This window comes from Rickettsia endosymbiont of Ixodes scapularis, assembly GCF_000160735.1.
GTDB classification, from domain to species: Bacteria; Pseudomonadota; Alphaproteobacteria; order Rickettsiales; family Rickettsiaceae; genus Rickettsia; species Rickettsia tamurae.
The window spans coordinates 1,711,331-1,732,727 of sequence record NZ_CM000770.1 but is presented as its reverse complement, the minus strand read 5'-3'; the positions used below and the strand labels follow the sequence as shown (position 1 = coordinate 1,732,727).

Here is a 21,397-nt window from a genome sequence, read left to right as displayed (position 1 = left end):
ATGAAATTTTTAGAACAGCTTAATATAGATCTTGAACGATATAATCTTTTAAATCATCCATTTTATCAATTATGGAATATGGGAAAACTTACTTATTCTACTTTACAAATTTACGCAAAAGAATATTATCATCACGTTACAGCTTTCCCGCGTTATATAAGTGCAATACATTCCAAATGTAGCGATATACAAGCTAGGCAAATATTACTTGGTAATCTTATAGAAGAAGAACAAGGTGAAGAAAATCACCCGGAACTATGGAAACGTTTTGCTGAAGGACTTGGGTGTTTAAGAAACCAGCTCACTTCAGAACCTAAATTAGACTCAACTCAAAAACTTGTTCAAGGTTATTTTAAATTAACGGAGAAATCTTTTTCTATAGGTCTTGGAGCACTTTATGCTTATGAACGTCAGACTCCTGAAGTATCTGACTCTAAAATTCAAGGGTTGCAAAAATTTTATGGAATTTCAGATTACAGAACTTTACAATTTTTCATTGTTCATAATAAAGTTGATCAATGGCATGCACAAGAATGTGCAAATTTGATTAATAATTTAAGCTCAAAAGAACAAAAATTAGTATATCAAGGAGCAATAAAAGGTGCAAAACTACTATGGCAATTTCTAGACGGTATAAATACAACGTATCAATAATTTAACTATTATTCTTTCATAAAATGAAAAATATCTTCCTACATTCCTTAAGTCTTGAAAATTATCGTAATTTTAAAAATCTTGAACTAAAAACAGATAATACCCCAATAATTTTAATAGGTGAAAACGGTAGCGGTAAAACTAATATTTTAGAAGCTATATCGCTATTTTATCCAGGAAGAGGGTTGAAATCAGCGAAACTTGCTTATATATGCAAGACTTCAGAAGATCATTGTACCGTAAAAGCTCTATTGCAAAGTAAGCTAGGACTTGCAGAATTTACCACACAATTTAAACGTAGCTCTAATAGAAGAATAACCGAGTATAACGAAAGTAAAATAGCCAATAATGAGCTAAGTAAATTCACTAGCATGGTATGGCTGACTTCGCAAATGGAAGGAATCTTTACAAGCGGTAGCAGTGATAGAAGAAAATTTCTTGATAGAATAGTTTATAATTTTGATCCAAAGCATGCAGAGCTAGTTAGTAAATACGAATATTACATGCATGAGAGAAATAAAATTCTAGCAGAAGATATAAGAGATGATAATTGGCTTAAAATTATTGAAGAAAAGATGGCCGATATTTCTAACCATATTGCTAATAATCGCTTAAAAACCTTAGAATTTATGCAGCAAGCAATAGATGAACTTGAAAATGAGTTTCCAAAGGCCGATTTATCGATTGACGGCATTGTTGAACAAAAAATATTAGACGGCGAAGAAAATATTGTTAGTTTTATTACTGCAGAACTTTATCAAACAAGAAGCAAAGATAAATTACTCGGTCGCACTAGTTTTGGAGTTCATAAAAGCGACTTTTTAGTAAAGCATCAAAAGAAAAATATCTTAGCCAAATTCTGTTCTACAGGTGAACAGAAAGCTATATTAATTGCGATAATACTTGCTGAAATGAATTATGCTATAAAGCTAACTAAAATAGCGCCGATTTTACTTTTAGATGAGGTCTTTGTGCATCTAGACGACAAAAGACGTCAATATTTAATCGAATTTTTTACCTGCTTAAACATGCAGTTATGGGTTACCGCTACCGATCTAGAGGGAATAGAAAATTTTGCAGGTAAAACACAATTGATTAAGTTATAATTATGATCATTTAGCTTGTATTATTTTCAAATAACCTAAATTGGCATACTCTATAATTTTTTGATCAAATCTAGTAGCCGCTATAATAAATCTTATATTATAGTTAGTATACATTATCTTCCGGGTCTTTATGTTCATAATGAGGTAAAGGCAGCTTTGTATTAAAATTGAAACCGACAGGTCAATTAAATTTAAGCCCCGTATAAATAGTAATTTATCAATCCAATCATTTAACTCAATTGAAAATGCTATTTTACCTTTATTTTCAAGCATTACTATTTCCCATATAGATATAGCAGAGATATATAACTTATTTTTTTTCTCTTATTTTCTCTATTAGATTTATTTGTGCTTCAGATAATCTAATTCCTTCTACATACCAAATTAATATATGAGTATCTAAAATCAGCCCCTCTTGGTTGCTAGCTTCAATATCAATCATTATTTACTTCCCAATCAGATTCACAAGAAGAATTTATTATATCGTCATTAATTTTAATAGTACCTCTTAAACAGCCAAAATAACTTTTTTTATTTTCTTTAGTATCAATCTCTAGAGGCACTACCTTAGCAATCGGCAATTTTCTTTTTGTAATAATGAAAGAATTATGTTTACTTTTAACTTGATCAACTAGATTTAATAAATGCTTTTTAAACTCAGTAGCAGATATTTGAACATTACTATTTTTCATAATATAAATATAACTAAAGAACCCTCAGCTATAAGCTGAGGGGTTATAAAGTGGAATCGATTAGAAATCGATCATCATTCACAGGTTCACCTTCCTGTTCATCAATATAGTGCTGTATCATTTCATCAGTTATATTACCTGAACTGACCGCCATATAGCCCCTAGCCCACAAATGATTGCCCCAAAATTGTTTTCTTAAATGAGCAAATTCTTGCAATAAAATTCTTGAGCTACTACCTTTTAAATACTGTACTAACTTGCTAAGAGATATTTGTGATTTATATGAGATAAACATATGCACGTGATCACATAATATTTTCCCTGAAATTATATATACTTCATGTTCCATACAAATCTGCCTTAGTAAATCTCTAGCCCTTTCCGCTACTTTGCCTATCAATACTCTCTTCCTATATTTTGGTATCCATATAAGATGTACTTTTAAATCATACTGACTATGACTATTCTTTCTATAACTTCTCATGTTTCTTGATATAAATTCATTGCTAAAGCAATTTCATTATATCTTCCCTTCGCCTGAAGGCGAGGGATTTCTTATCCCCGAAGGGAGACATTAATATTTACCTTAAATTACTACATGACCATTAACATATGTTATATAGTATTTAGAGTATAGTCATGAAATATAAAAACATCAAATTAAATTTAAAGTTTTTGTATATAAAATATATTGCTTAATCTTTTGAAACTGCTTAAAATTAATGTCCCCCTTCGGGGATAAGAAATCCCTCGCCTTCAGGCGAAGGGAAGATATAATGAAATTGCTTTAGCAATGAATTTATATCAAGAAACATGAGAAGTTATAGAAAGAATAGTCATAGTCAGTATGATTTAAAAGTACATCTTATATGGATACCAAAATATAGGAAGAGAGTATTGATAGGCAAAGTAGCGGAAAGGGCTAGAGATTTACTAAGGCAGATTTGTATGGAACATGAAGTATATATAATTTCAGGGAAAATATCATGTGATCACGTGCATATGTTTATCTCATATAAATCACAAATATCTCTTAGCAAGTTAGTACAGTATTTAAAAGGTAGTAGCTCAAGAATTTTATTGCAAGAATTTGCTCATTTAAGAAAACAATTTTGGGGCAATCATTTGTGGGCTAGGGGCTATATGGCGGTCAGTTCAGGTAATATAACTGATGAAATGATACAGCGCTATATTGATGAACAGGAAGGTGAACCTGTGAATGATGATCGATTTCTAATCGATTCCACTTTATAACCCCTCAGCTTATAGCTGAGGGTTCTTTAGTTTTTAATTTATGTAAATACTATGACAAAACAAGCTAATAAAATATCCTATGATGAAGTACCTTACTCTCCATTTACTTTCAGTTATACCTCCCCACCGTATTTAAGAACTATCGGTAAGCTATTTGGACTAAACCCTCCGCCTCTTGAAACTGCTAAAGTACTTGATATCGGTTGCGGGGTTGGTGTTAATCTGCTTAACTTTGCTGAAACATATCCTAAATCACAATCTCTAGGTGTTGACTTATCCAAAACACAAATAGAATTAGGTAAAAAAATTACCAGTGATTTAAAAATAAAAAATGCCAAACTAAAGGCATTATCTATATTAGACCTTGATGAGTCATACGGTAAGTTTGATTACATAGTTTGTCACGGCGTATATTCATGGGTACCTGAAGAAGTACAAGATAAAATACTCGAAGTCTGTAATAAACTGCTAAATCCGAATGGCATAGCTTTTGTAAGCTATAATACGCTCCCGGGCTGGAATATGCAGAGAACAATACGTGAAATGATGATGTTCCATTCAGAGCTATTTAATACTAGCCACGATAAATTACAGCAAGCTAGATTACTTTTAAAGTTCATCAATGACTCATTAGAAAGCTCCACAACGCCTTATTCTAATTTCTTACGAGATGAAACAAAATTATTATCTGCATATACGGACTCATATGTATTACATGAATATTTAGGCGAAATTAATACAGGTACATATTTTCACCAATTCATAGAAAAAGCTCAAAAAAATCATCTAAATTACTTAGGTGATACGTCGCTTACTGCAATGTTTATCGGTAATTTACCTACTAAGGCAGCAGAAAAGCTACAAGCCGTTAATGATATTGTTCGTACTGAGCAATATATGGATTTTATCACTAATAGAAAGTTCCGCTCGACATTATTATGTCATCAAAACATGACTATAAACAGAAAAATTGAATTTAATAATTTAAAAGAGTTTTTTACTAGCCTTAATATTAGACCGGTAACTCTAGAAAAAGATGTTGATTTAACTAACCAACAGGAAAATGTTAGCTTCTATTACGAAAATTTACCTGATCCTTTTATTTCAACCACTTCACCGATCATGAAAGCTATTTTATATGTATATGCTGAAAATATTAGCAATCCGATAAGCTTAGAACAAGTAGCAAAAGAAGCTTTAAAAAAGCTCGGTAAATATCAATTACAAGATTTCTTAGCTGCACTAGAGCAACATTTTATCAAATTCATTTTTCAAGGTTATCTCAAAATATTTGAGACCAAACCGCATGCTATAGCAACTATCACCGAAAAACCTAAAAATAGTGAATTTGCAAGATATCAAGCAAAACAAGCACATTTTAATAATGCAACTAACGTGTTTAGCGTCACTAATAGACTTAACGATATGGTAGGTATACCTATACATGAAAAATATATTTTAGAAATGTTAGACGGTACACATAATATTGATGATATTAAGAAAGGCATTCTTGAAAAAATTAATTCAAAACTTTTAACTGCTCGTGATGATAAAGGACAGGAAGTAACAGATCCAAAATTGTTAAAAGAATTTGTTGACCATGTAGTGACTGCATCCCTTGAGAAATTCCGGATGAACTATCTGTTAGTAGGGTAAGTTAGTATGGCTTTATAGGGATTGCAAATAGGTATTGTTGCACAGGTCGAAAAACGCACTCGGCGTCATCCCGTGGCTTGACCACGGGATCCAAAAAACCACTTAAAGTATTAATAATTTTAGTATTTTTAGCTGGATACCGCGATCAAGTCGCGGGATGACAACAGAAAGCTTAGCCACGCAACAACACTTTAGATAATGTCAAAACTTACGCTACTAATTTTTCACGCAATACTTCAACTAACTTATTAATTGCTTCGGTTGGGTGGATGTTTTCAAGGATAGCAAGCTCACCTGCAAGTCTATTTAAAGCTGATTCGTAGAGTGTTCTTTCACTGTAAGAACGATCATTATCAACATTTTTATGTAAGTCCCGTAATACTTCGGCTATGGCTACAATATTACCTGAGTTAATTTTGCCTTCATATTCTTGTGCTCTTCTACTCCACATTCTATTTCCTTGCTTTGGTTTACCTTGAAGAGTTGAATATATGACATCTAAATCTTTTCTGCTTGCAACCGCTCTAAGCCCAACAACCGCAGCTCTACTAACAGGTACTTTTAATGTCATTTTATCCTGCGAAAAGGAAATTACATATACTTTAATTTCAGTACCTGCAATAGTATGATATTCAATATTTGTTATTTCACCAACTCCATGTGCAGGATAGACAATTCTCTGCCCTATTTTAAACTCAGATTTTTGTTCGGTTTTATGTTCAGATTGTGTTGTATTTGCCATTATTAATTCCTCCGTAGTGGTTTTAGTGCCTAAGAACTTAATGTTAGACTATTATTTTCTATAGCATAGCACATTTTGCTTCTATTATAAAGTAGATATTTCTATTGAAATAAAATTGATACGATATTATTGTAGATAATATTAATAGTTAAAGGAATAAATATGCGAAGTATTTTTATTGTGCTAATATTTTTATTATTTTTGAGTAGCTGTTCAGAAGAAAAAGCACAAGATAAGAACCATGAGGAAAAACAAATAATAGAGCAAGAAACTCTGCAAAATAATGAAACTTCTAAAGAAACGAATCAGGAAGCCGTAAATTCTGAAAATACGGCTGAATCGATAGTTCCTGCTAATGATAATAATCAGACTGATGAAGTATCAACGCCGGCTTCACAAGAACAAAAAAATCCTGAAATAAAACCTGTTAAAGTCACTTTTAAAATTGATAATAATGATATGGTTCTCGGTAACAAAAAATCAAATGTTATAGTAGTCGAGTATTTTTCTCCTACCTGTCCGCATTGTGCTTATTATCATCAAACAATTTTTCCGGAACTTAAGAAAAAATATATCGATACTAACAAAATTGCATATGTGGCTCGTGAATTTATTGCTACTAAACAAGATTTAGATGCTGCAATCTTAGCCCGCTGCAAGGGCGATATAGATAGCTTTGTACAATTTCATAATATCATATTAAAACAACAAGATAAATGGGCTTATAGCAATAAATACAGAGAATTATTAACCGATATAGGTCAGCTCGGAGGTGTTTCTCCGGAAGAATATAAGCAATGTTTAAATAGTGATAAAATTACTGAAACACTAATTGCTAATACTAATTTTGTAGCAAAAGCACCAAAATTTATAGGCACCCCTTCTTTCTTTGTTAACGGAGTACAAACCGGAAATTATAGTATAGATAATATTTCCACAGCAGTTGATAAAGCTTTAGAGGAGCAGAAAGAAAAAGCAAAAAATGAAATGAGCTTATAATTTAGATCGTCATTGCGAGCAGTCGTAGACTGCACGGCAATCTCGTCAAATATCCTGAGATTGCTTCGTCGACGCCTATGGCGTCTTCTTGCAATGACGGAGATAAACTAATGAATACGGAAAAACTAAAAGATATCAAAGCAAGAATTAAAGACTTAAAAACTCCTAAGTTTTCTAATCCTAAAATTCGGCAAGAAATTAGCCCGTTCACTATCGCTGTAGATTTAGTTTCAGGTACAATGGTAGGTGTCGTAATTGGAATATTTACAGATAAGTTTTTTAATTCTAAACCTTTATTTCTTATTATATTTACAATAATAGGAATGATTGCCGGCTTTAATATTATAAGGCAAAAAGTAAATAATAAAAAGTAAGGAAATGACTCATAGCCCTTTAGCACAATTTAATATCAAAAAATTAATAGACATCAAAATGTTCGGTTTTGACGTCAGCTTTACTAATTCGAGTATCTATATGTTACTTGCTAGCATCCTAGCTCTAACTTATTTTTACTTAGCTTTTTATAACCGGAAATTAGTGCCTTCTAGATTACAAGTGAGTGCTGAAATAGTTTATAATCTTGTAGCTGATATGTTAAATCAGAATATAGGAGTAAAAGGACGTAAATTTATTCCGTTAGTTTTTAGTTTATTTATTTTTATTTTATTCTGTAATTTACTTGGTATGACACCTTATAGCTTTACTGCTACTAGTCATATTATCGTTACTTTTACCTTGGCAATTCTAGTATTTTTAACGGTAACTATAGTCGGTTTTGTAAAACACGGCTTACGTTTTTTAACTCTTTTTTCACCGCACGGTACTCCTTTATGGTTAGCACCGTTGATGATAGTAATTGAACTATTTACATATTTAGCAAGACCGGTTAGTTTATCATTGCGACTTGCCGCTAATATGATGGCGGGACATGTTTTATTAAAAGTAATAGCCGGTTTTACCGTTTCATTAATGATTTACTTGAAATTTCTGCCAATCCCTCTTATGGTGATACTAATTGGGTTTGAAATTTTTGTTGCAATACTTCAAGCTTATATTTTTACTATTTTATCTTGTATGTATCTTAATGATGCTATTAATTTACACTAATTGTTATTTTGATTAATTAAAAGTTAGGTTTTTTATGGACATGGTTTCTTTAAAATTTATTGGTATAGGGCTTATGGCTATCGGCATGTACGGTGCAGCTCTAGGCGTTAGTAATATATTTAGCTCTCTACTTAGTTCAATAGCACGAAACCCTTCAGCTGCAGAAAACTTGCAAAGAATGGCTCTGATCGGTGCAGGTCTTGCTGAAGCAATGGGGCTTTTTTCCTTTGTAATTGCTATGTTACTTATTTTTTCTTAAAATTCATTTTTAAATAAGATGCCTCAATTTGATATTGCTACCTATTATTCACAAATTTTTTGGCTTATCGTTACTTTCGGCTTATTGTATATCTTTGTTTATAAATTTATAACTCCAAAAGCCGAAGAAATTTTTAATAATAGACAGACAAATATTCAAGATAATATTACGCAAGCCGATACATTGACCATAGAAGTAGAAAAGCTAAATAAATATTATAACGAGGAAATAGACAAAACAAATACTGAAATAGATAGGCTAAAAAAAGAAAAAATAGACTCTTTAGAATCAGAATTTTTAATTAAAAAAAAGAATCTAGAGCAAGATTTAAAAAACTCTATAAATCAAAATATTGAAGATATAAATTTAGCTGCTAAGCAATTTAGAACTAATAAAAGTGAAGCAATCATAAAACTTGCCGTTAATATTATTGAAAAAATAGCCGGAACTACTAAAGTAGATATGAATTTACTACAAAATATAAAAGTAAAATAATGAATTTCCTAGATGAGAGCTTTTGGCTTGCCGTTAGTTTTGTAATTTTTGTATATTTAATTTATAGACCGGCAAAAAAAGCCATTTTAAATTCTTTAGATGCTAAGATTTTAGAAGTCCAAGAAAAAGTTCTAAAAGCTAAAAAGTTAAAAGAAGATGCTGCTTTGCTCTTTGAACAAACCAATGTACAGATAAAGAAATTAGAAACTTTACGCTCTCAAATGATAGAAGAAAGCAATGAAGTTACAAAAAAAATCATTCAAGAAAAAACTAAAGAAATTGAAGAATTTTTAGAGCATAAAAAATTTGATGCTATACAGTTAATTCAAAACCAAAAATTAACCGCAAGTAAGGAATTACAAGATGAATTTTGTGATAAAGTGATAAAGCTTGTTTCCGAATATTTTCAATCAGCTAAGCTTTCAGAAAGCAACATTGCTAAAAATTTAATGGATAAATCTGATTTTCCTCATGATGAGGATAAAGCTACATAGCCACATTAACCACTAGCTAGCAATCTATTTAAAATTGCTGGGTCTGTCAGATTTTTTGTGTAAGTACGATTTCTCCATTTGCCCAATTTTGTAAATTTAGTATCACAAAGTATAGCAAATTGATTTAAAGCCATGGCCCAATTCTTAATAGGCATTGTCCATTTTTTAGAAGCATTTGTCAATGCTAAAAAGATTATTTTCTGAATCGATTTATCATCTGGAAATACCCCCTTATTTTTTATAATTTTATGAATTTGACGGTTAGTTGATTCAATAGCATTAGTAGTGTAAATCGCCTTTCTAATGTCTTCCGGAAAGCTAAAGAACGGAGCTATTCCAGACCAATTTCTCTGCCATATATCAAAAATAACTGGATATTTTTCATCCCATTTTTTAGCAAAATTTTGTAATTCTCTTAATCCCTCTGCTTCATTTATTGCAGAATAAACTGCCTTTAAATCAGCTGTTACCAATTTTAAATCTTTATATGATACGTATTTTACAGAGTTTCTTACCATATGAACAATACACAGTTGTACTGTGGTTTTTGGGAAAATGCTATTTATTGCTTCTGGAAAACCTTTAAGACCATCAACACACGCAACATATATTTGTTCTACACCACGATTCTTCAGTTCTGTTACTACTTGCATCCAAAATTTAGATCCTTCATTCTTGCCTATCCAAATACCTAATAGTTCCTTCTTGCCTTCTATATTCACGCCAATAGCTAGATAAACTGCTTTATTTATTATTATATGATTGTCTCTTGCCTTAACATGAATACAATCTACATTATAGGATATACACTATCAAGTGCTCTATTCTGCCACGCAGTAACTTCCTCTAAAATGCCATCAGTTACCTTTGATATTAACTCAGATGATACTTTGGTGGCATATAGTTCTTCTAAGTGCCCTTGTATTTCTCGAATAGTCATTCCCCTAGCATATAAAGATATTACTTTATCATCAAATCCTTCAAATCTCCTTACTCCTTTTGGAATTAGTTGAGGTTCAAATTCTCCTTCCCGATCCCTTGGCACTTCTACTATCAATTTACGACCCTCGGAATCTATTAGAGTCTTTTCATAATTGCCATTACGTCTATTATCTGACTCCTTGGTATTCTTAGAATGCTTCTCATAACCTATATGAGATTCCATTTCTTTTTCTAAAATCTTATTTACTATCTGCTTTTTAATTTCCTGAAATATTCCTTCTTTGCCAAATATCTCAGATGGATCACTTTGTGATAGTATTTCTGATACTACTTTTTCTATAGTCGGATTTGATACTTTACTCTTATTCTTCATATTAGCCTCATGTAAGTTGTTTTAATTAATTTTATTCTTAACTATTTTTATAACTTACACAAACTTTCTGACACCCCTAAATTGCTTCATCATTAACACATAATCGTAATATTGAGCCGTCAATAAAATATTCAGGATGTTCATTTGTTATCTTGTTTGTTAATTCAGGATAGGCTCTAACAAATTCTTTTACACAAAGGAAGTTTTTGCTAGGGCTGTTAATCGCTCCTAAGCAAATCACTTCAAAACATAACATTTTAGCTATTTCTATATTTTTAGATAAAACTCCTAGTTGTTTTGCTAAATATCTATCGCCTAAATAGCCTTTCACTCCCCAATTTCCTAAAATTGAGAACTTACTATTCCATTTATCTTTAGCAGCACTAATATATATTTTATTTAAAACGTTCTTTTATATTTTTTGTTTAATTTCTAATGTAACTTCCTCAAAATTGCCTCTTTGTAATATAAACTCCCTAGTTTCATTATTTTTTATAAATTCCGGAGCATTTTTCTCAAGGTAACTTTTTAATTCCTCAGTATAAGGATGAGTTGCTCCTAAAGTTTGCATAAACATTAAATAAGCTTGCTTCAAAAATTCTGTTGACTTATTAATATCGTCTAATGTTTCATAAGCTAAGCCTACATTAACAAGAAATATCTTGATGATTCCATTGAAACACTACTAGAAGCATTTTTAGAGCTTCCTCTAAATACTTTAGACCCTTAGAGATATTACCTAAACCTCAGTAAGATCTACCGATATTATTAAGAAAAATAGCAATATTATGGTAATTATTTTGATTCACTATCTGTAACATTTTTAAAGCTGCTTTTTGATATTTTAGACCTTTTGAGGTACAACCTAAGTTCGGTAAGCTAAACCGACATTATTAAGAGAGGCAGCAATATCAGGGTGATTACTTTGATACAAATCTTGTGACATTTTTAAAGCTTCTTTTAGGTACTTCAGCTCTTCTTTAGTATCTCCTAATTTTGCATATGCTGCTCCAATATTATTAAGAGAGTCAGCAACATAAGGATGATTGCTTTGATATAATTCTTGAAATATTTTTAATGCTTCTTTGTGATATTTTAATGAGTCCTTAAGTTTATATAACACGCTCTCATTATAATATCCTAACTTTTTATATAAATTTGCCTTTCTAAATTTATCAATTTCAATATTATTGTTTAATATTTTTACTACATAAGGATAAAACATAAGGATAAAATAATTTAGAAATTTCCCAGTCTTTGTTTGGAACAGCTGTAAAATAAGGAAATAAACTGTCTAAAGCTTCAGCTAGACTTGTATAAATTTTTTGTTTGTCTATTGCATATTCCTTATGTTTATCTACATATCTTTTTACTGTAGACTGCATTAATCTATGTAATTGTAAGCCGGCTTGTCCATTTTGGTATGTTAGATTCATTATCGATAATGCTTCTAACCTTTTTATAGGTTCTTGTAGCTTTTCTTCATCTATTAAAAATAATTCTTTGAAAATCTCTATGCCGATAAAATCAGGATCTAAATGTGCCGAATATTGTAGTATCTGCCAAGCTGCCGATGATACTTCTGATAACTTTAATAATATAACGCTTTCTATGTAATCATCATTGCTATTTTTAAAATAATTAACACAATCATTTACTTTAAATAATTTGTTTTCCTTTAAATATGTTACTGCGTTAGATAACTTATAAGGGAATACAGCATCATTACTGTCAAGTTCTTTTATTAAATTGCTAATATCTTGGTTACTTAACCTATTTCCTTATGTTATTGCTGTTCTTATATTAAAAGGCTTTAATTTAATATTTGTTATATCCTCACTTAAATTATTATTTCTAGTAGTAATTATAACTTGCGTCTTATCTTAGGCATATTCATTATACCGTTAATATAAGGCTCAATGTCTTTATATGCTTCTACGTTATCAAAAACAAATAATGTATTTGAATTTAAACTAGCAACCCTCTCATGGACTAATCTTATTATATCCTCTTCTCTTTCGCCTATTGTATAAAAGCTCCTCAGCAAGTTGTCTATATGCTCCGTTAATTTTGCTTGAGGAATCTGCATTAATAAAACGTACTATTTTCTTTGCTTCATCTCTTTGTTTACGACCATATTCTATAGCTATTGTACTTTTACCTGTTCCGGCGTAAGCACTGATTGCTACAAATGAATTTTTGCTTAAAGCTTTTTCTATTTTTTGCAATATTTTTTCACAAGTAATAAGATTATGGTCCGATAAAGGCGGTAAGTTGCTAATTATATTTTTATCATTTTTAATAAAAATCTTACTACATGACAATTTTTCATTTTATCATCTTTGGATATTGGAATATCAAGGACAACAGCTGTATCCAACGTACTAATTGAGTAGAAATATTATACAAGATATTAACCAATGTATCTAATCCAACACGAAATATACTATTTTGCCTATAACCATGTTTTTTAATAACTATTGGTTTATCCAAAACTATAATCTCTCCAGTTTGATAAGCTAGGCAAAATGCAATAGACAATATTTGCATCAATGTATCTAATCGTAAATCATTAGTAATATGAGTTGCTTCACAGTTGAATCCTGCTGATTTAAAAGCTTTGAACATTGTTTCAATTTGCCATCTTTGAGCATATATCTCAGCAGGATTTTTGATCTCATCACTATGTATTAAGACTGCAAGTTCACTCTTCTTATTTCTGATCCCTACTACATTAAATATTTCACCTTTTGTACCAATTCTACGTTGTGACAAACTCACATGCGATCCTATGGCTAGAGGGCGAAATAACTCTTGTATTTTAACCATTTTTCCCCTTGCATTACTGATATATTGTCCATTTTCTCTAACTCGAAAAACGTATCTTATTTGATTTGTTCTAAGCCAAGAGAGCCATTCCTTACCTATAAATTCTCTATCAGCGGTTAATGCTTCAATGCGGTTTTTGTCAAAAACTTCTAAAAAACACTCCATCAGATCAATACGCTCAATATAATCAGAGTTACCACACTTTTTATCACTTAGAAAATTCCAAAAAGGGGGATCGCTATACCATGAAAACTGACAGCTAAATATAAAATATTTATATGTCGTTTACCAAATTTCCAATTCGTTCTATCTAAACACAATACCCATTTTTGCTCCTGCTCAAACCCAGTCATCATGACTAACATAACAGGTAATACTCTCCATGATATTGAGATTTCAGAGATAAATCTTTGCATCCTTCTATACCATGAAGCTGCTTTAATCCCAGACGGCATTCTATTGCATAACAATGACATGTTTACTGTCCTGCTGTTAAGCATTGAAATGATAAATAATCCTAAACATTTTGCTCTTGATAAATTAAGCGAAATATGTTTTTGTAATAATTCGACTAGAGGGGCGGAATGATCTTTCATATGTAAACCAAGTTCTTTCCCCGTTATCATCATGAATTATCAGCAAAATTCAATCCTTTAGTCCTTATATCTCTAAAAATTGTCATGTAGTAAGATTAAGATGCCTAAATTATGGTTAATGAATATGCTATAATCCTTATCTTTTCAAGGTTTGTAAGAGGTGTGACAAGTTTTACAATTTAATAGTTATAGTCAAAAAAGACAATTTACTAAAAATTTATGCAGTTTTAAGTACATTTTATAACAAAAACAGTATTATCAAGATCCCCGTAACCCAGTTACTATCAGCTATTCAGTTCCTCTATTAATACGAAACTCACGTTATTTAAAATAATTTTACTTTCGATTTTTTGTACAATATCACTAGAAGCATTAGGCATCTTGCCTCAACTTATATTACCGATAAAATTATTATTTTGGATTTTAGCGGCTATTTCCTCTAACTGCGGAAGCGTTAAATGTAGATTGCTAAAATCTAGATGAACAAATGAAGGGGTATTCTTTTCTAGATACGCTATAATTGTTTGATAATCACTTGTATTAACTGGATTTTTTGAAGAAAACACATCTGCTTTCATAAATATACTTCATAAAATTTTATTGGTTGTATTATATAGCTTTAATTGAACTGAACTTTGCGTTTTCAATCAAACTTTTTGAAGCGTTATAAATTAAAAGTTATTATTTTCAACTATTATTTTTATTCTGAATTTAAAATTAGATTATTTGAGATAATGAATTTATAGGAAAATATAGAATGGTGACCCCTACGGGACTCGAACCCGTGTTCCCACCGTGAAAGGGTGGTGTCCTAACCGCTAGACGAAGGGGCCTTCACTTTAAAGTAGGCAAATAGATATATTAGTCATACCGTGGCTATGACCACGGCATGACAGTAAGTTAGAAGTTTTATACAACAACTTTGCAAATATTGCAAGTATAAAATTATAGGTTTACCTTAAGCTTAACACTACCTTGATGACTTCTATAATGTTTATTTAGATAATAATTATAATCCAAAGAAATAGTAGTATTCTTGATACTGCCTATAATACCCGTTCCTAAATTATAGGATGTTTTCGGTTGCTTCGGTATTAGATAATCCTGTTTGAATGTATTATCAAATATTTTAACAACTCTATTTATTCTTTGGGTTTTCTCTTTAAAATTATGTTCTACCGCTCCTTGGAATGTTAGACCTAAATTATTAAATTTTAGAGCATCTTTTAAAGGTACTTTGACTTTAGTACCGACAATTCCGGACAATATATTATTCTCTTTCATTGTAAGAGCTATTTCTTGTACGTTAATACCGGTTTCATTATATACCCCGTCTCGTGACTTCCCGTATCTTAAGCCGATATTTGGAATAATAACGAGCTTGTTCTGCAAAAGATAATTATAATTCAGTAATGCTTCTGCATTATAACTATGATTGCGATGTTTTACATTACTTCTAATTTTAGTATCACCATATGAATAAGTTGTCTTATCTTTAATAAAGTTTTTAGAAGCAGATACTAAAGCTTGTAGTGCAAAATTCCTCGGTAATTCTTTTTGTCCGTAAATAGAAACTACATGGCTATTAATAAGTTCTTTATCATTATTTTTACTATTTTTAAATTTAAATACTGAATGAACATTACTATAAGCTATACCTAGAATATTATTGTCGATTTCAACGTCAAACCCAATAGTAGCACCTTTGTTAGTACCTCTATAACCGGTCATATTGTCAACGCGTCCATGATTATTAACGCCGTACATACCACGCATCCACAAACCTCTTTTTATACGAGACTCTTCTTCATCACCGGCTCCTACTGCTACCATATTCATAGATGCATCTAATCTGTTACGAATCATATTATTTACAATAGTATTAACAACTTTCGCTTGATTTAAAGTAGGAGCGTTTTCTAAAATTTGCGTTTGCATTTCTTTTTTTGCTTTCTGTTCAAGAGGAACAGCCGTATCAACTTCCGTTATTTTAAGGTTACCCCCATCGGAATCGGATAATTGCTCTATTGTTTCTTTTTCCTCTTCAAATCCTGAATCATAACTTTCCTCATCTTCTTCATATTCGCTACCGTCACTTAATGCTAATGCATACTCATTACTTGATACAGGTAATAAAGATAATTTTCCACTTACGTCTGTTACTTCTGTGTCTTCTTGTTCTTCATCTCCTGTAGGTAAGGTAGATTCTGATTTACCATCCGACACTAACATTTCTTGTAACAATGACTGAGCAAGAATGTCTTCAGCTTCTTCGCTTGTATACTTCTCTAGAAGTAACGAAGAAATTTTTTCATCATGCTCTTGTAATAGTGCATTTATTGCTAAAAGCATGTTTTTATCTAATTCCTCTACATCCTGTATACGATCACTTATATAAGCCATTGCTTCTTTAATATGATTAAGTTCCTCACTTCTAGAACTTGAGCCAGGCAATTCTTCTATTTTTTGTATTTTATTGCTTAATACTCTTATATAGGTATCTACATAATCTTTATCATTTTCTATTTCCTGTAAAGCTAAATTAAGTGATTTTTGTTGTGAAGGACTGGTTGTTTGCAGTATTTCGGTTCTCTTTGCATCTAAAAGGCTTATAAGCTGAGCTGCCTTTTTTGTTAATCCACTATCTACACTTAAACTAGACTCCTTATGATGCTTATTTCCCCAACCTGAATAAAATCCGGCATCTTCATCTGTTTCTTTACCTAAAGTGCCGTTTGATAAGCTCCCCAAGCCTGAATCCATACTTTTAGGGTCCTCTATTTCTTGACTCGACAACATTACTGTATAAGGTTGCTGCTGAACTTTTGTTGACACTAAGTATCCATCTTCATTCTCCAGTTGTTCACCTAAAATTCTCTGAACCCCACGACTTAATGGCATGGTTGGCTTTGCTTTTGGCGGCTGCTTATAAGTAGAACCGGTAGAACTATTATAAACAACAGGAGTTAATAACTTTAGATTTTCCTCTATCTTATTTAATTGTTCAGAATAACCATTCATTTTATCTTGCATGGCTCGTAATGCCGTTCTACTTGTTTCTTTTTTCGCACTAGCAGCTACTTCTTTAGCTTTATCTGCTGCCGTTTTTATAGCTTTTTCTTGTTTCTTTATTTCTGATAACTGCTTTTGTGCTTCTTGTTTTTTCTTTTTATCTTTTATATTTCCTACTCTTATTTCCAATTCTTCCAACTTTTTCGGCAGTATTTCACTATAACCACTCATTGTTGACTGCATTTTTTTTGCAATATCTTCCCTGATTTCTACTATATCTCTTGCTTTTTCTTTTTGATGATTTTCTTCTTTTCTTTTCTTTTCTCTTTCTGTTCTTTGCTTATCCTCTGCTTGTCGCTGCTTTTTTGTTTTTCCTGCAGCAATATGTTGTTGATTTTGTCCTAATACATCTTGCTGAGCCTCATTAATTCTTGCTTGCTGTGCTTGAAACGCGCTAACTTTGGTTGACGCCGTTGTAACCGGAACTGTTCCCTGCGATTTTATCGAAACTTTATTTACTGGAATATCTATTTTTTCTATTTTCTGAAATAACGTATCTGCTTCACTGTTTCTATTTACTAACTCTTTTTTAAGTTTTTCTATTTCTTTATTATTTTTTCCTACTTTTGTCGTATCTTTATCAGATTCATGTTTATTTTTTATTCCTCCTCCCTTTTTGTTCCAATCGCTTAGACTCGTATTTGCTTCATCTAATGCTATTATTTTTTGTCCTATCCTTTCAGCTTCTGACTTTAGTTTTTTTGCTGTTTTTTGTGATGAAGTTAGCTGCGTATGCAACTTCTGCAATGGTTTTTTATTTTTTTTACCTGTGGTATCTTTAATAGCCTGTGTTACTTCAGCTAACTTGATTCCTATCGTCTCATTAACTCGTGATATATTACTTACCATTCCTGCTGCAATTTCAGTACTGCTTTTTTTTATAGGCAACGGTACAGGTGTTATCGGTCTCGGAGGAAGCGTTGGTTTACTAAGTTGTACTATCTGTTGCGGCTCGCTACTAAATGATAGTTTTTGTACTACCTTTGAGCTTGTATTTGGTGGTGTATTAACTCCTACACTATCATTTGGTTTAGAATCTGGAGTAGGCTGATACGGAGTCGCCGGTGTTGATGGAGTACTAGGTGCCGTAGTATAATATTCCGGTGATGTCAGGGTAGTACTTGGCGTATTAGGTGCAGTGACAAAGCTATTTGAAGCTGGGCTAACAGTAGGCGAAGATGCTGTTATTATAATCTCTGGTTTTTGAGGCGTTTGCTCTGTCGGTTCAAGAGTATAAGTATTTTGACTTCGTTCTGTTTTTTCACTGTCTACAAATGTTTTGCTTCTATTAGGTGGTCGTACTTTTCTTGCTTTTCCGACATCAGACTTACTACGTGCTATCTTTTTATAATGATCCTCTATAGGAACATCTTTTAATGGATTAGATGCCTTAGGTTTGTTAGATATTTCCATTTCTCTTATTTCAGATGGAATATATGTGTTTATTTCCGATTCCGGTACAATTACTGTTCCTATCTGCTGCGGGGTATTTGTCGTATCTTTGTTTCCGTTTAATTGTGACAAGTTATTCAACAATTTATTACCGAGGTCGATACGAAATGCTTCTTTACTCATCGCCATACTCTCAAAAGGTATTGTGATTATTGCTCCTACTGAAATAGAGGCAAGCAGAGAATATTTTAAAAATCTTGATTTTTTTAGTAAATTTTGTTCTGTTAACTTATTCATTACAAATATCTCAATTTAAATTAAAATTTTATATACATAAAACGTTAGGCATTGTAATGAATAAATTAATAAAAAGCAATATATAAGTTAATTTATCTTAACTATAATTAACGCGAGTTTCGTATTAATAGAGGAACTGAATAGTTGATAGTAACTGGGTTACGAGGATATTAGTAATATTGTTTTTGTTATAAAATGTACTTAAAACTGCATAAATTTTTAGTAAATTGTCTTTTTTGACTATAACTATTAAATTGTAAAACTTGTCACACCTCTTACAAACCTTGAAAGGATAAGCATTATAGCATATTCATTAACCATAATTTAGGCATCTTAATACGAAACTCGCGTTATTTACAGGAGAATTTTGTTCTAATTATTGAAAATATAACAGATATGACGTATAATGTGTTTTTAACTTTTAATAGAAAATGCTACAATTTTTTAAAATAACTTTGGAAGCAGAGTATAATAATTTAAATATTTGGTATTTTATTAGTTTTATTTACGGTATTATTGTTTATTTTTCGCTTGATTTTGAGCTTTCATTTACAACAATTTTTTTCATTTTTTGTGTTTGCCTAATATTAACTTTTACTAGAAATTCTAATGTATTTTTACAGTTTACTTACTGGACTAATTGGTTGGGACAGAAAGATAGTGCGGCGTTACCCTTAGAGGATAATATTTTCATAACTAATCACGGACAGAAAATTGTCATTAACAAAAATAATCATTGTGAGAAAGCTGAAATTCATATTAATCTCAATTATAAATCTAAATGCCGCGGGAGCTTAATAACGATTAATAAAGATTTTTTTAAAAAAAGCCCTGTTATACTTATCTTTTGCAATAAAAAGGAATGTACGGTAAAATCTTAGTACCGGACTGTTTTTGTTCTATGTCATTCCCGCGGAAGCGGGAATCCAGTAGTCAATAAGGGATAAATATGAAATATAGAAATTGTTTTACTTTTTTCTGGATTTCCGCTTCCGCGGGAATGACATAAACGAGCCATACAACAAGGTCCAGCTTTTAGCTAGGATGACATCAAAGTCTTTTTAAAAACTATCCGATACTATAGGTAAAACCAAGTAATGCAAGTTATACATAAAACATTAAAAATCCCCTCAAAAGGATATAGAAAAATCTTGAGTCTCTTAAATGAAAAAGGACAAGCAAGACTTATAGGCGGCTGCGTACGTGATGCGTTACTAGATCTCTTGCATAACGAAGCTAATAAAGAGGAATTTGAAGGAGACACGGAACGCAGAACCGCAGCGTACATAGACGTGCGTGAGGATTCGAGTACTGGATCGACGTACAAATTACCTTTAGAAGCAAGTTATCCAAGAGATCTACTTGAGAAAGATAGCTATGATATAGATATAGCTACTAATTTGATACCTAGTGAAGTAACAAATATTTTATCTGGAGCTAAAATAAAAACTATTCCGACCGGTTTAAAATTTGGCACGATTACGGCTATTTTAAATAATGAAAAATTTGAGATCACGACTCTTAGAAAAGATATCGAATGTAACGGTAGACATGCCAAAGTAGTATTCACCAACGATTTTGCTGAAGATGCCGCAAGACGAGATTTTACTATTAATGCTTTAAGCTATTGTCCCTTTAAGAACGAGATATATGATTATTTTGAAGGGTTTAAGGATTTGCAGCAGGAAAAGGTTGTATTTATAGGGGAAGCTCTAGATAGAATTAAAGAAGATTATTTGCGAATTCTACGCTTTTTTCGGTTTTCTAGCTATTATGCGAATCAGCTTGATGATGGTAGCTTTAAAGCATGTAAAGCTTTAAAAGACGGCTTAAAAACTTTATCACGAGAACGAATAAAAAGCGAAATGGATAAAATTATTGTTTCAAAAAGAGCAGCACAAATTTTAAAAGCTATGTTTGAAATAGGAATATTAGAACTAATATTCTCTATCCAAAATTATGAAATAAAATTTTTTGAGCAGGCAAATGATTTTAAATTAGAATTAGCTACTCGATATGCACTCTTATTATATTGTCAAAAAGATTTAAATTTAAAGGTCTTTCTAGATTGGAAATTCTCAAGACATGAAGCAATGCAAATATTATCAATAACGAACTTTCTGAATGAAGCTAAATTTAACATAAAGAAAATTTGGTTTAAAAAAAAGAATTATAAGGAATATTTATTAGCAGCTAGCATAATCGGTAAATTAAATCATTCACAAGCAAAAGAATTTATCCTTAAATATGATGCGTTATTACGTCCTAAATTCCAAGTAAACGGTAATGATTTATTAAATATGAATATAGAAAAAAAAGAGATAGGAGCAAAACTAGAATATCTAAAAAATTTTTGGATAGAGCAGGATTTCAAACCTAGTAAATTGGAGTTGTTGGATAAATTATGAGAGCTAGTATGTCAAACCGTCATTGCGAGG

The 21,397-nt window shown here is 31.3% G+C and carries 24 protein-coding genes, 1 tRNA gene and 1 pseudogene; 11 read left to right on the top strand and 15 right to left on the bottom strand.

What is annotated here, in order from left to right:
- Entirely contained in the window at positions 1-654 is a 654-nt protein-coding gene (locus tag REIS_RS08800) for a CADD family putative folate metabolism protein (protein WP_008581168.1), read from the top strand.
- A 23-nt stretch (positions 655-677) separates the two neighbouring features.
- On the top strand, positions 678-1,760 hold the full coding sequence (recF, locus tag REIS_RS08795; protein WP_008581167.1) for a DNA replication/repair protein RecF: 1,083 nt from the start codon (positions 678-680) through the stop codon (positions 1,758-1,760).
- 310 nt (positions 1,761-2,070) lie between these two features.
- Here the strand turns inward: recF and REIS_RS16555 are convergent, their stop codons facing one another.
- From REIS_RS16555 to tnpA (REIS_RS08780), 3 genes are read right to left on the bottom strand one after another with little or no spacing between them, the layout of a single operon-like run.
- Positions 2,071-2,202 carry a hypothetical protein gene (locus tag REIS_RS16555; protein ID WP_008581163.1) on the bottom strand — a complete coding sequence of 44 codons (132 nt, stop codon included), beginning with the start codon at positions 2,200-2,202 and terminating at the stop codon, positions 2,071-2,073.
- The gene (locus REIS_RS08785; protein WP_008581162.1) at positions 2,195-2,452 is read right to left on the bottom strand and encodes a type II toxin-antitoxin system Phd/YefM family antitoxin; all 258 of its coding nucleotides are present in this window, start codon (positions 2,450-2,452) and stop codon (positions 2,195-2,197) included. Before REIS_RS08785 ends, REIS_RS16555 begins: the two co-directional genes overlap by 8 nt.
- Positions 2,453-2,495: 43 nt before the next feature.
- Entirely contained in the window at positions 2,496-2,936 is a 441-nt protein-coding gene (gene tnpA, locus REIS_RS08780; RefSeq protein WP_008581160.1) for an IS200/IS605 family transposase, read from the bottom strand.
- Between the two features lie 329 nt (positions 2,937-3,265).
- On the opposite strand from tnpA (REIS_RS08780), the gene tnpA (REIS_RS08775) reads away from it, so the two are divergent.
- Complete coding sequence (tnpA, locus tag REIS_RS08775) at positions 3,266-3,706, top strand: IS200/IS605 family transposase (RefSeq protein WP_008579324.1); 441 nt, start codon at positions 3,266-3,268, stop codon at positions 3,704-3,706.
- Positions 3,707-3,757: 51 nt separating this feature from the next.
- Complete coding sequence (locus REIS_RS08770; RefSeq protein WP_008581158.1) at positions 3,758-5,362, top strand: methyltransferase regulatory domain-containing protein; 1,605 nt, start codon at positions 3,758-3,760, stop codon at positions 5,360-5,362.
- Positions 5,363-5,570: 208 nt separating this feature from the next.
- Here the strand turns inward: REIS_RS08770 and REIS_RS08765 are convergent, their stop codons facing one another.
- Positions 5,571-6,104 (bottom strand): CarD family transcriptional regulator, encoded by a 534-nt coding sequence (locus REIS_RS08765; RefSeq protein WP_008581156.1) that lies wholly within the window; start codon positions 6,102-6,104, stop codon positions 5,571-5,573.
- Positions 6,105-6,266: 162 nt separating this feature from the next.
- On the opposite strand from REIS_RS08765, the gene REIS_RS08760 reads away from it, so the two are divergent.
- The 6 genes from REIS_RS08760 (at position 6,267) to REIS_RS08735 (ending at position 9,458) form a co-directional block, all read left to right on the top strand.
- Positions 6,267-7,103, top strand: a complete 837-nt coding sequence (locus REIS_RS08760; RefSeq protein ID WP_008581154.1) for a DsbA family protein — start codon at positions 6,267-6,269, stop codon at positions 7,101-7,103.
- A gap of 110 nt (positions 7,104-7,213) precedes the next feature.
- Positions 7,214-7,477: an AtpZ/AtpI family protein gene (locus REIS_RS08755; RefSeq protein ID WP_014365153.1), complete on the top strand. Its 264-nt coding sequence runs from the start codon at positions 7,214-7,216 to the stop codon at positions 7,475-7,477.
- A 4-nt stretch (positions 7,478-7,481) separates the two neighbouring features.
- A complete protein-coding gene (locus tag REIS_RS08750; RefSeq protein WP_008581150.1) occupies positions 7,482-8,210 on the top strand; it encodes a F0F1 ATP synthase subunit A in 729 nt (242 codons plus the stop codon).
- Positions 8,211-8,244: 34 nt separating this feature from the next.
- On the top strand, positions 8,245-8,469 hold the full coding sequence (locus tag REIS_RS08745; RefSeq protein ID WP_010420727.1) for a F0F1 ATP synthase subunit C: 225 nt from the start codon (positions 8,245-8,247) through the stop codon (positions 8,467-8,469).
- Between the two features lie 18 nt (positions 8,470-8,487).
- The gene (locus REIS_RS08740) at positions 8,488-8,964 is read left to right on the top strand and encodes a F0F1 ATP synthase subunit B' (RefSeq protein ID WP_008581147.1); all 477 of its coding nucleotides are present in this window, start codon (positions 8,488-8,490) and stop codon (positions 8,962-8,964) included.
- The gene (locus tag REIS_RS08735; RefSeq protein ID WP_008581145.1) at positions 8,964-9,458 is read left to right on the top strand and encodes a F0F1 ATP synthase subunit B; all 495 of its coding nucleotides are present in this window, start codon (positions 8,964-8,966) and stop codon (positions 9,456-9,458) included. The genes REIS_RS08740 and REIS_RS08735 overlap by 1 nt, the downstream gene beginning before the upstream one ends.
- Positions 9,459-9,568: 110 nt before the next feature.
- Here the strand turns inward: REIS_RS08735 and REIS_RS08730 are convergent.
- From REIS_RS08730 to REIS_RS08680, 11 genes and pseudogenes are all read right to left on the bottom strand, one after another.
- Positions 9,569-10,773 (bottom strand): annotated as a pseudogene (locus tag REIS_RS08730) (IS256 family transposase); the annotation flags it as partial.
- 76 nt (positions 10,774-10,849) lie between these two features.
- Complete coding sequence (locus REIS_RS08725; RefSeq protein WP_241760902.1) at positions 10,850-11,104, bottom strand: hypothetical protein; 255 nt, start codon at positions 11,102-11,104, stop codon at positions 10,850-10,852.
- Between the two features lie 81 nt (positions 11,105-11,185).
- Entirely contained in the window at positions 11,186-11,368 is a 183-nt protein-coding gene (locus REIS_RS08720; protein WP_037214048.1) for a hypothetical protein, read from the bottom strand.
- Between the two features lie 270 nt (positions 11,369-11,638).
- A complete protein-coding gene (locus REIS_RS17530; RefSeq protein WP_037214047.1) occupies positions 11,639-11,998 on the bottom strand; it encodes a tetratricopeptide repeat protein in 360 nt (119 codons plus the stop codon).
- Positions 11,961-12,209 carry a hypothetical protein gene (locus REIS_RS16015; RefSeq protein ID WP_037214044.1) on the bottom strand — a complete coding sequence of 83 codons (249 nt, stop codon included), beginning with the start codon at positions 12,207-12,209 and terminating at the stop codon, positions 11,961-11,963. Before REIS_RS16015 ends, REIS_RS17530 begins: the two co-directional genes overlap by 38 nt.
- 549 nt (positions 12,210-12,758) lie before the next feature.
- Positions 12,759-13,097 carry a hypothetical protein gene (locus REIS_RS14990; RefSeq protein ID WP_241760901.1) on the bottom strand — a complete coding sequence of 113 codons (339 nt, stop codon included), beginning with the start codon at positions 13,095-13,097 and terminating at the stop codon, positions 12,759-12,761.
- A 4-nt stretch (positions 13,098-13,101) separates the two neighbouring features.
- Complete coding sequence (locus tag REIS_RS13365; protein ID WP_241760940.1) at positions 13,102-13,776, bottom strand: transposase; 675 nt, start codon at positions 13,774-13,776, stop codon at positions 13,102-13,104.
- A 38-nt stretch (positions 13,777-13,814) separates the two neighbouring features.
- Complete coding sequence (locus tag REIS_RS13360; protein ID WP_008579269.1) at positions 13,815-14,231, bottom strand: hypothetical protein; 417 nt, start codon at positions 14,229-14,231, stop codon at positions 13,815-13,817.
- A 353-nt stretch (positions 14,232-14,584) separates the two neighbouring features.
- On the bottom strand, positions 14,585-14,776 hold the full coding sequence (locus REIS_RS08690; RefSeq protein ID WP_008581141.1) for a hypothetical protein: 192 nt from the start codon (positions 14,774-14,776) through the stop codon (positions 14,585-14,587).
- Between the two features lie 180 nt (positions 14,777-14,956).
- Positions 14,957-15,031 (bottom strand) — tRNA-Glu (locus tag REIS_RS08685).
- Positions 15,032-15,143: 112 nt separating this feature from the next.
- Entirely contained in the window at positions 15,144-18,959 is a 3,816-nt protein-coding gene (locus REIS_RS08680; protein WP_008581140.1) for an autotransporter domain-containing protein, read from the bottom strand.
- Positions 18,960-20,056: 1,097 nt separating this feature from the next.
- On the opposite strand from REIS_RS08680, the gene REIS_RS08670 reads away from it, so the two are divergent.
- Positions 20,057-21,367, top strand: coding sequence for a palindromic element RPE1 domain-containing protein (locus REIS_RS08670; protein WP_008581137.1), 1,311 nt, complete (start codon positions 20,057-20,059; stop codon positions 21,365-21,367).
- Positions 21,368-21,397: the final 30 nt, after the last annotated feature.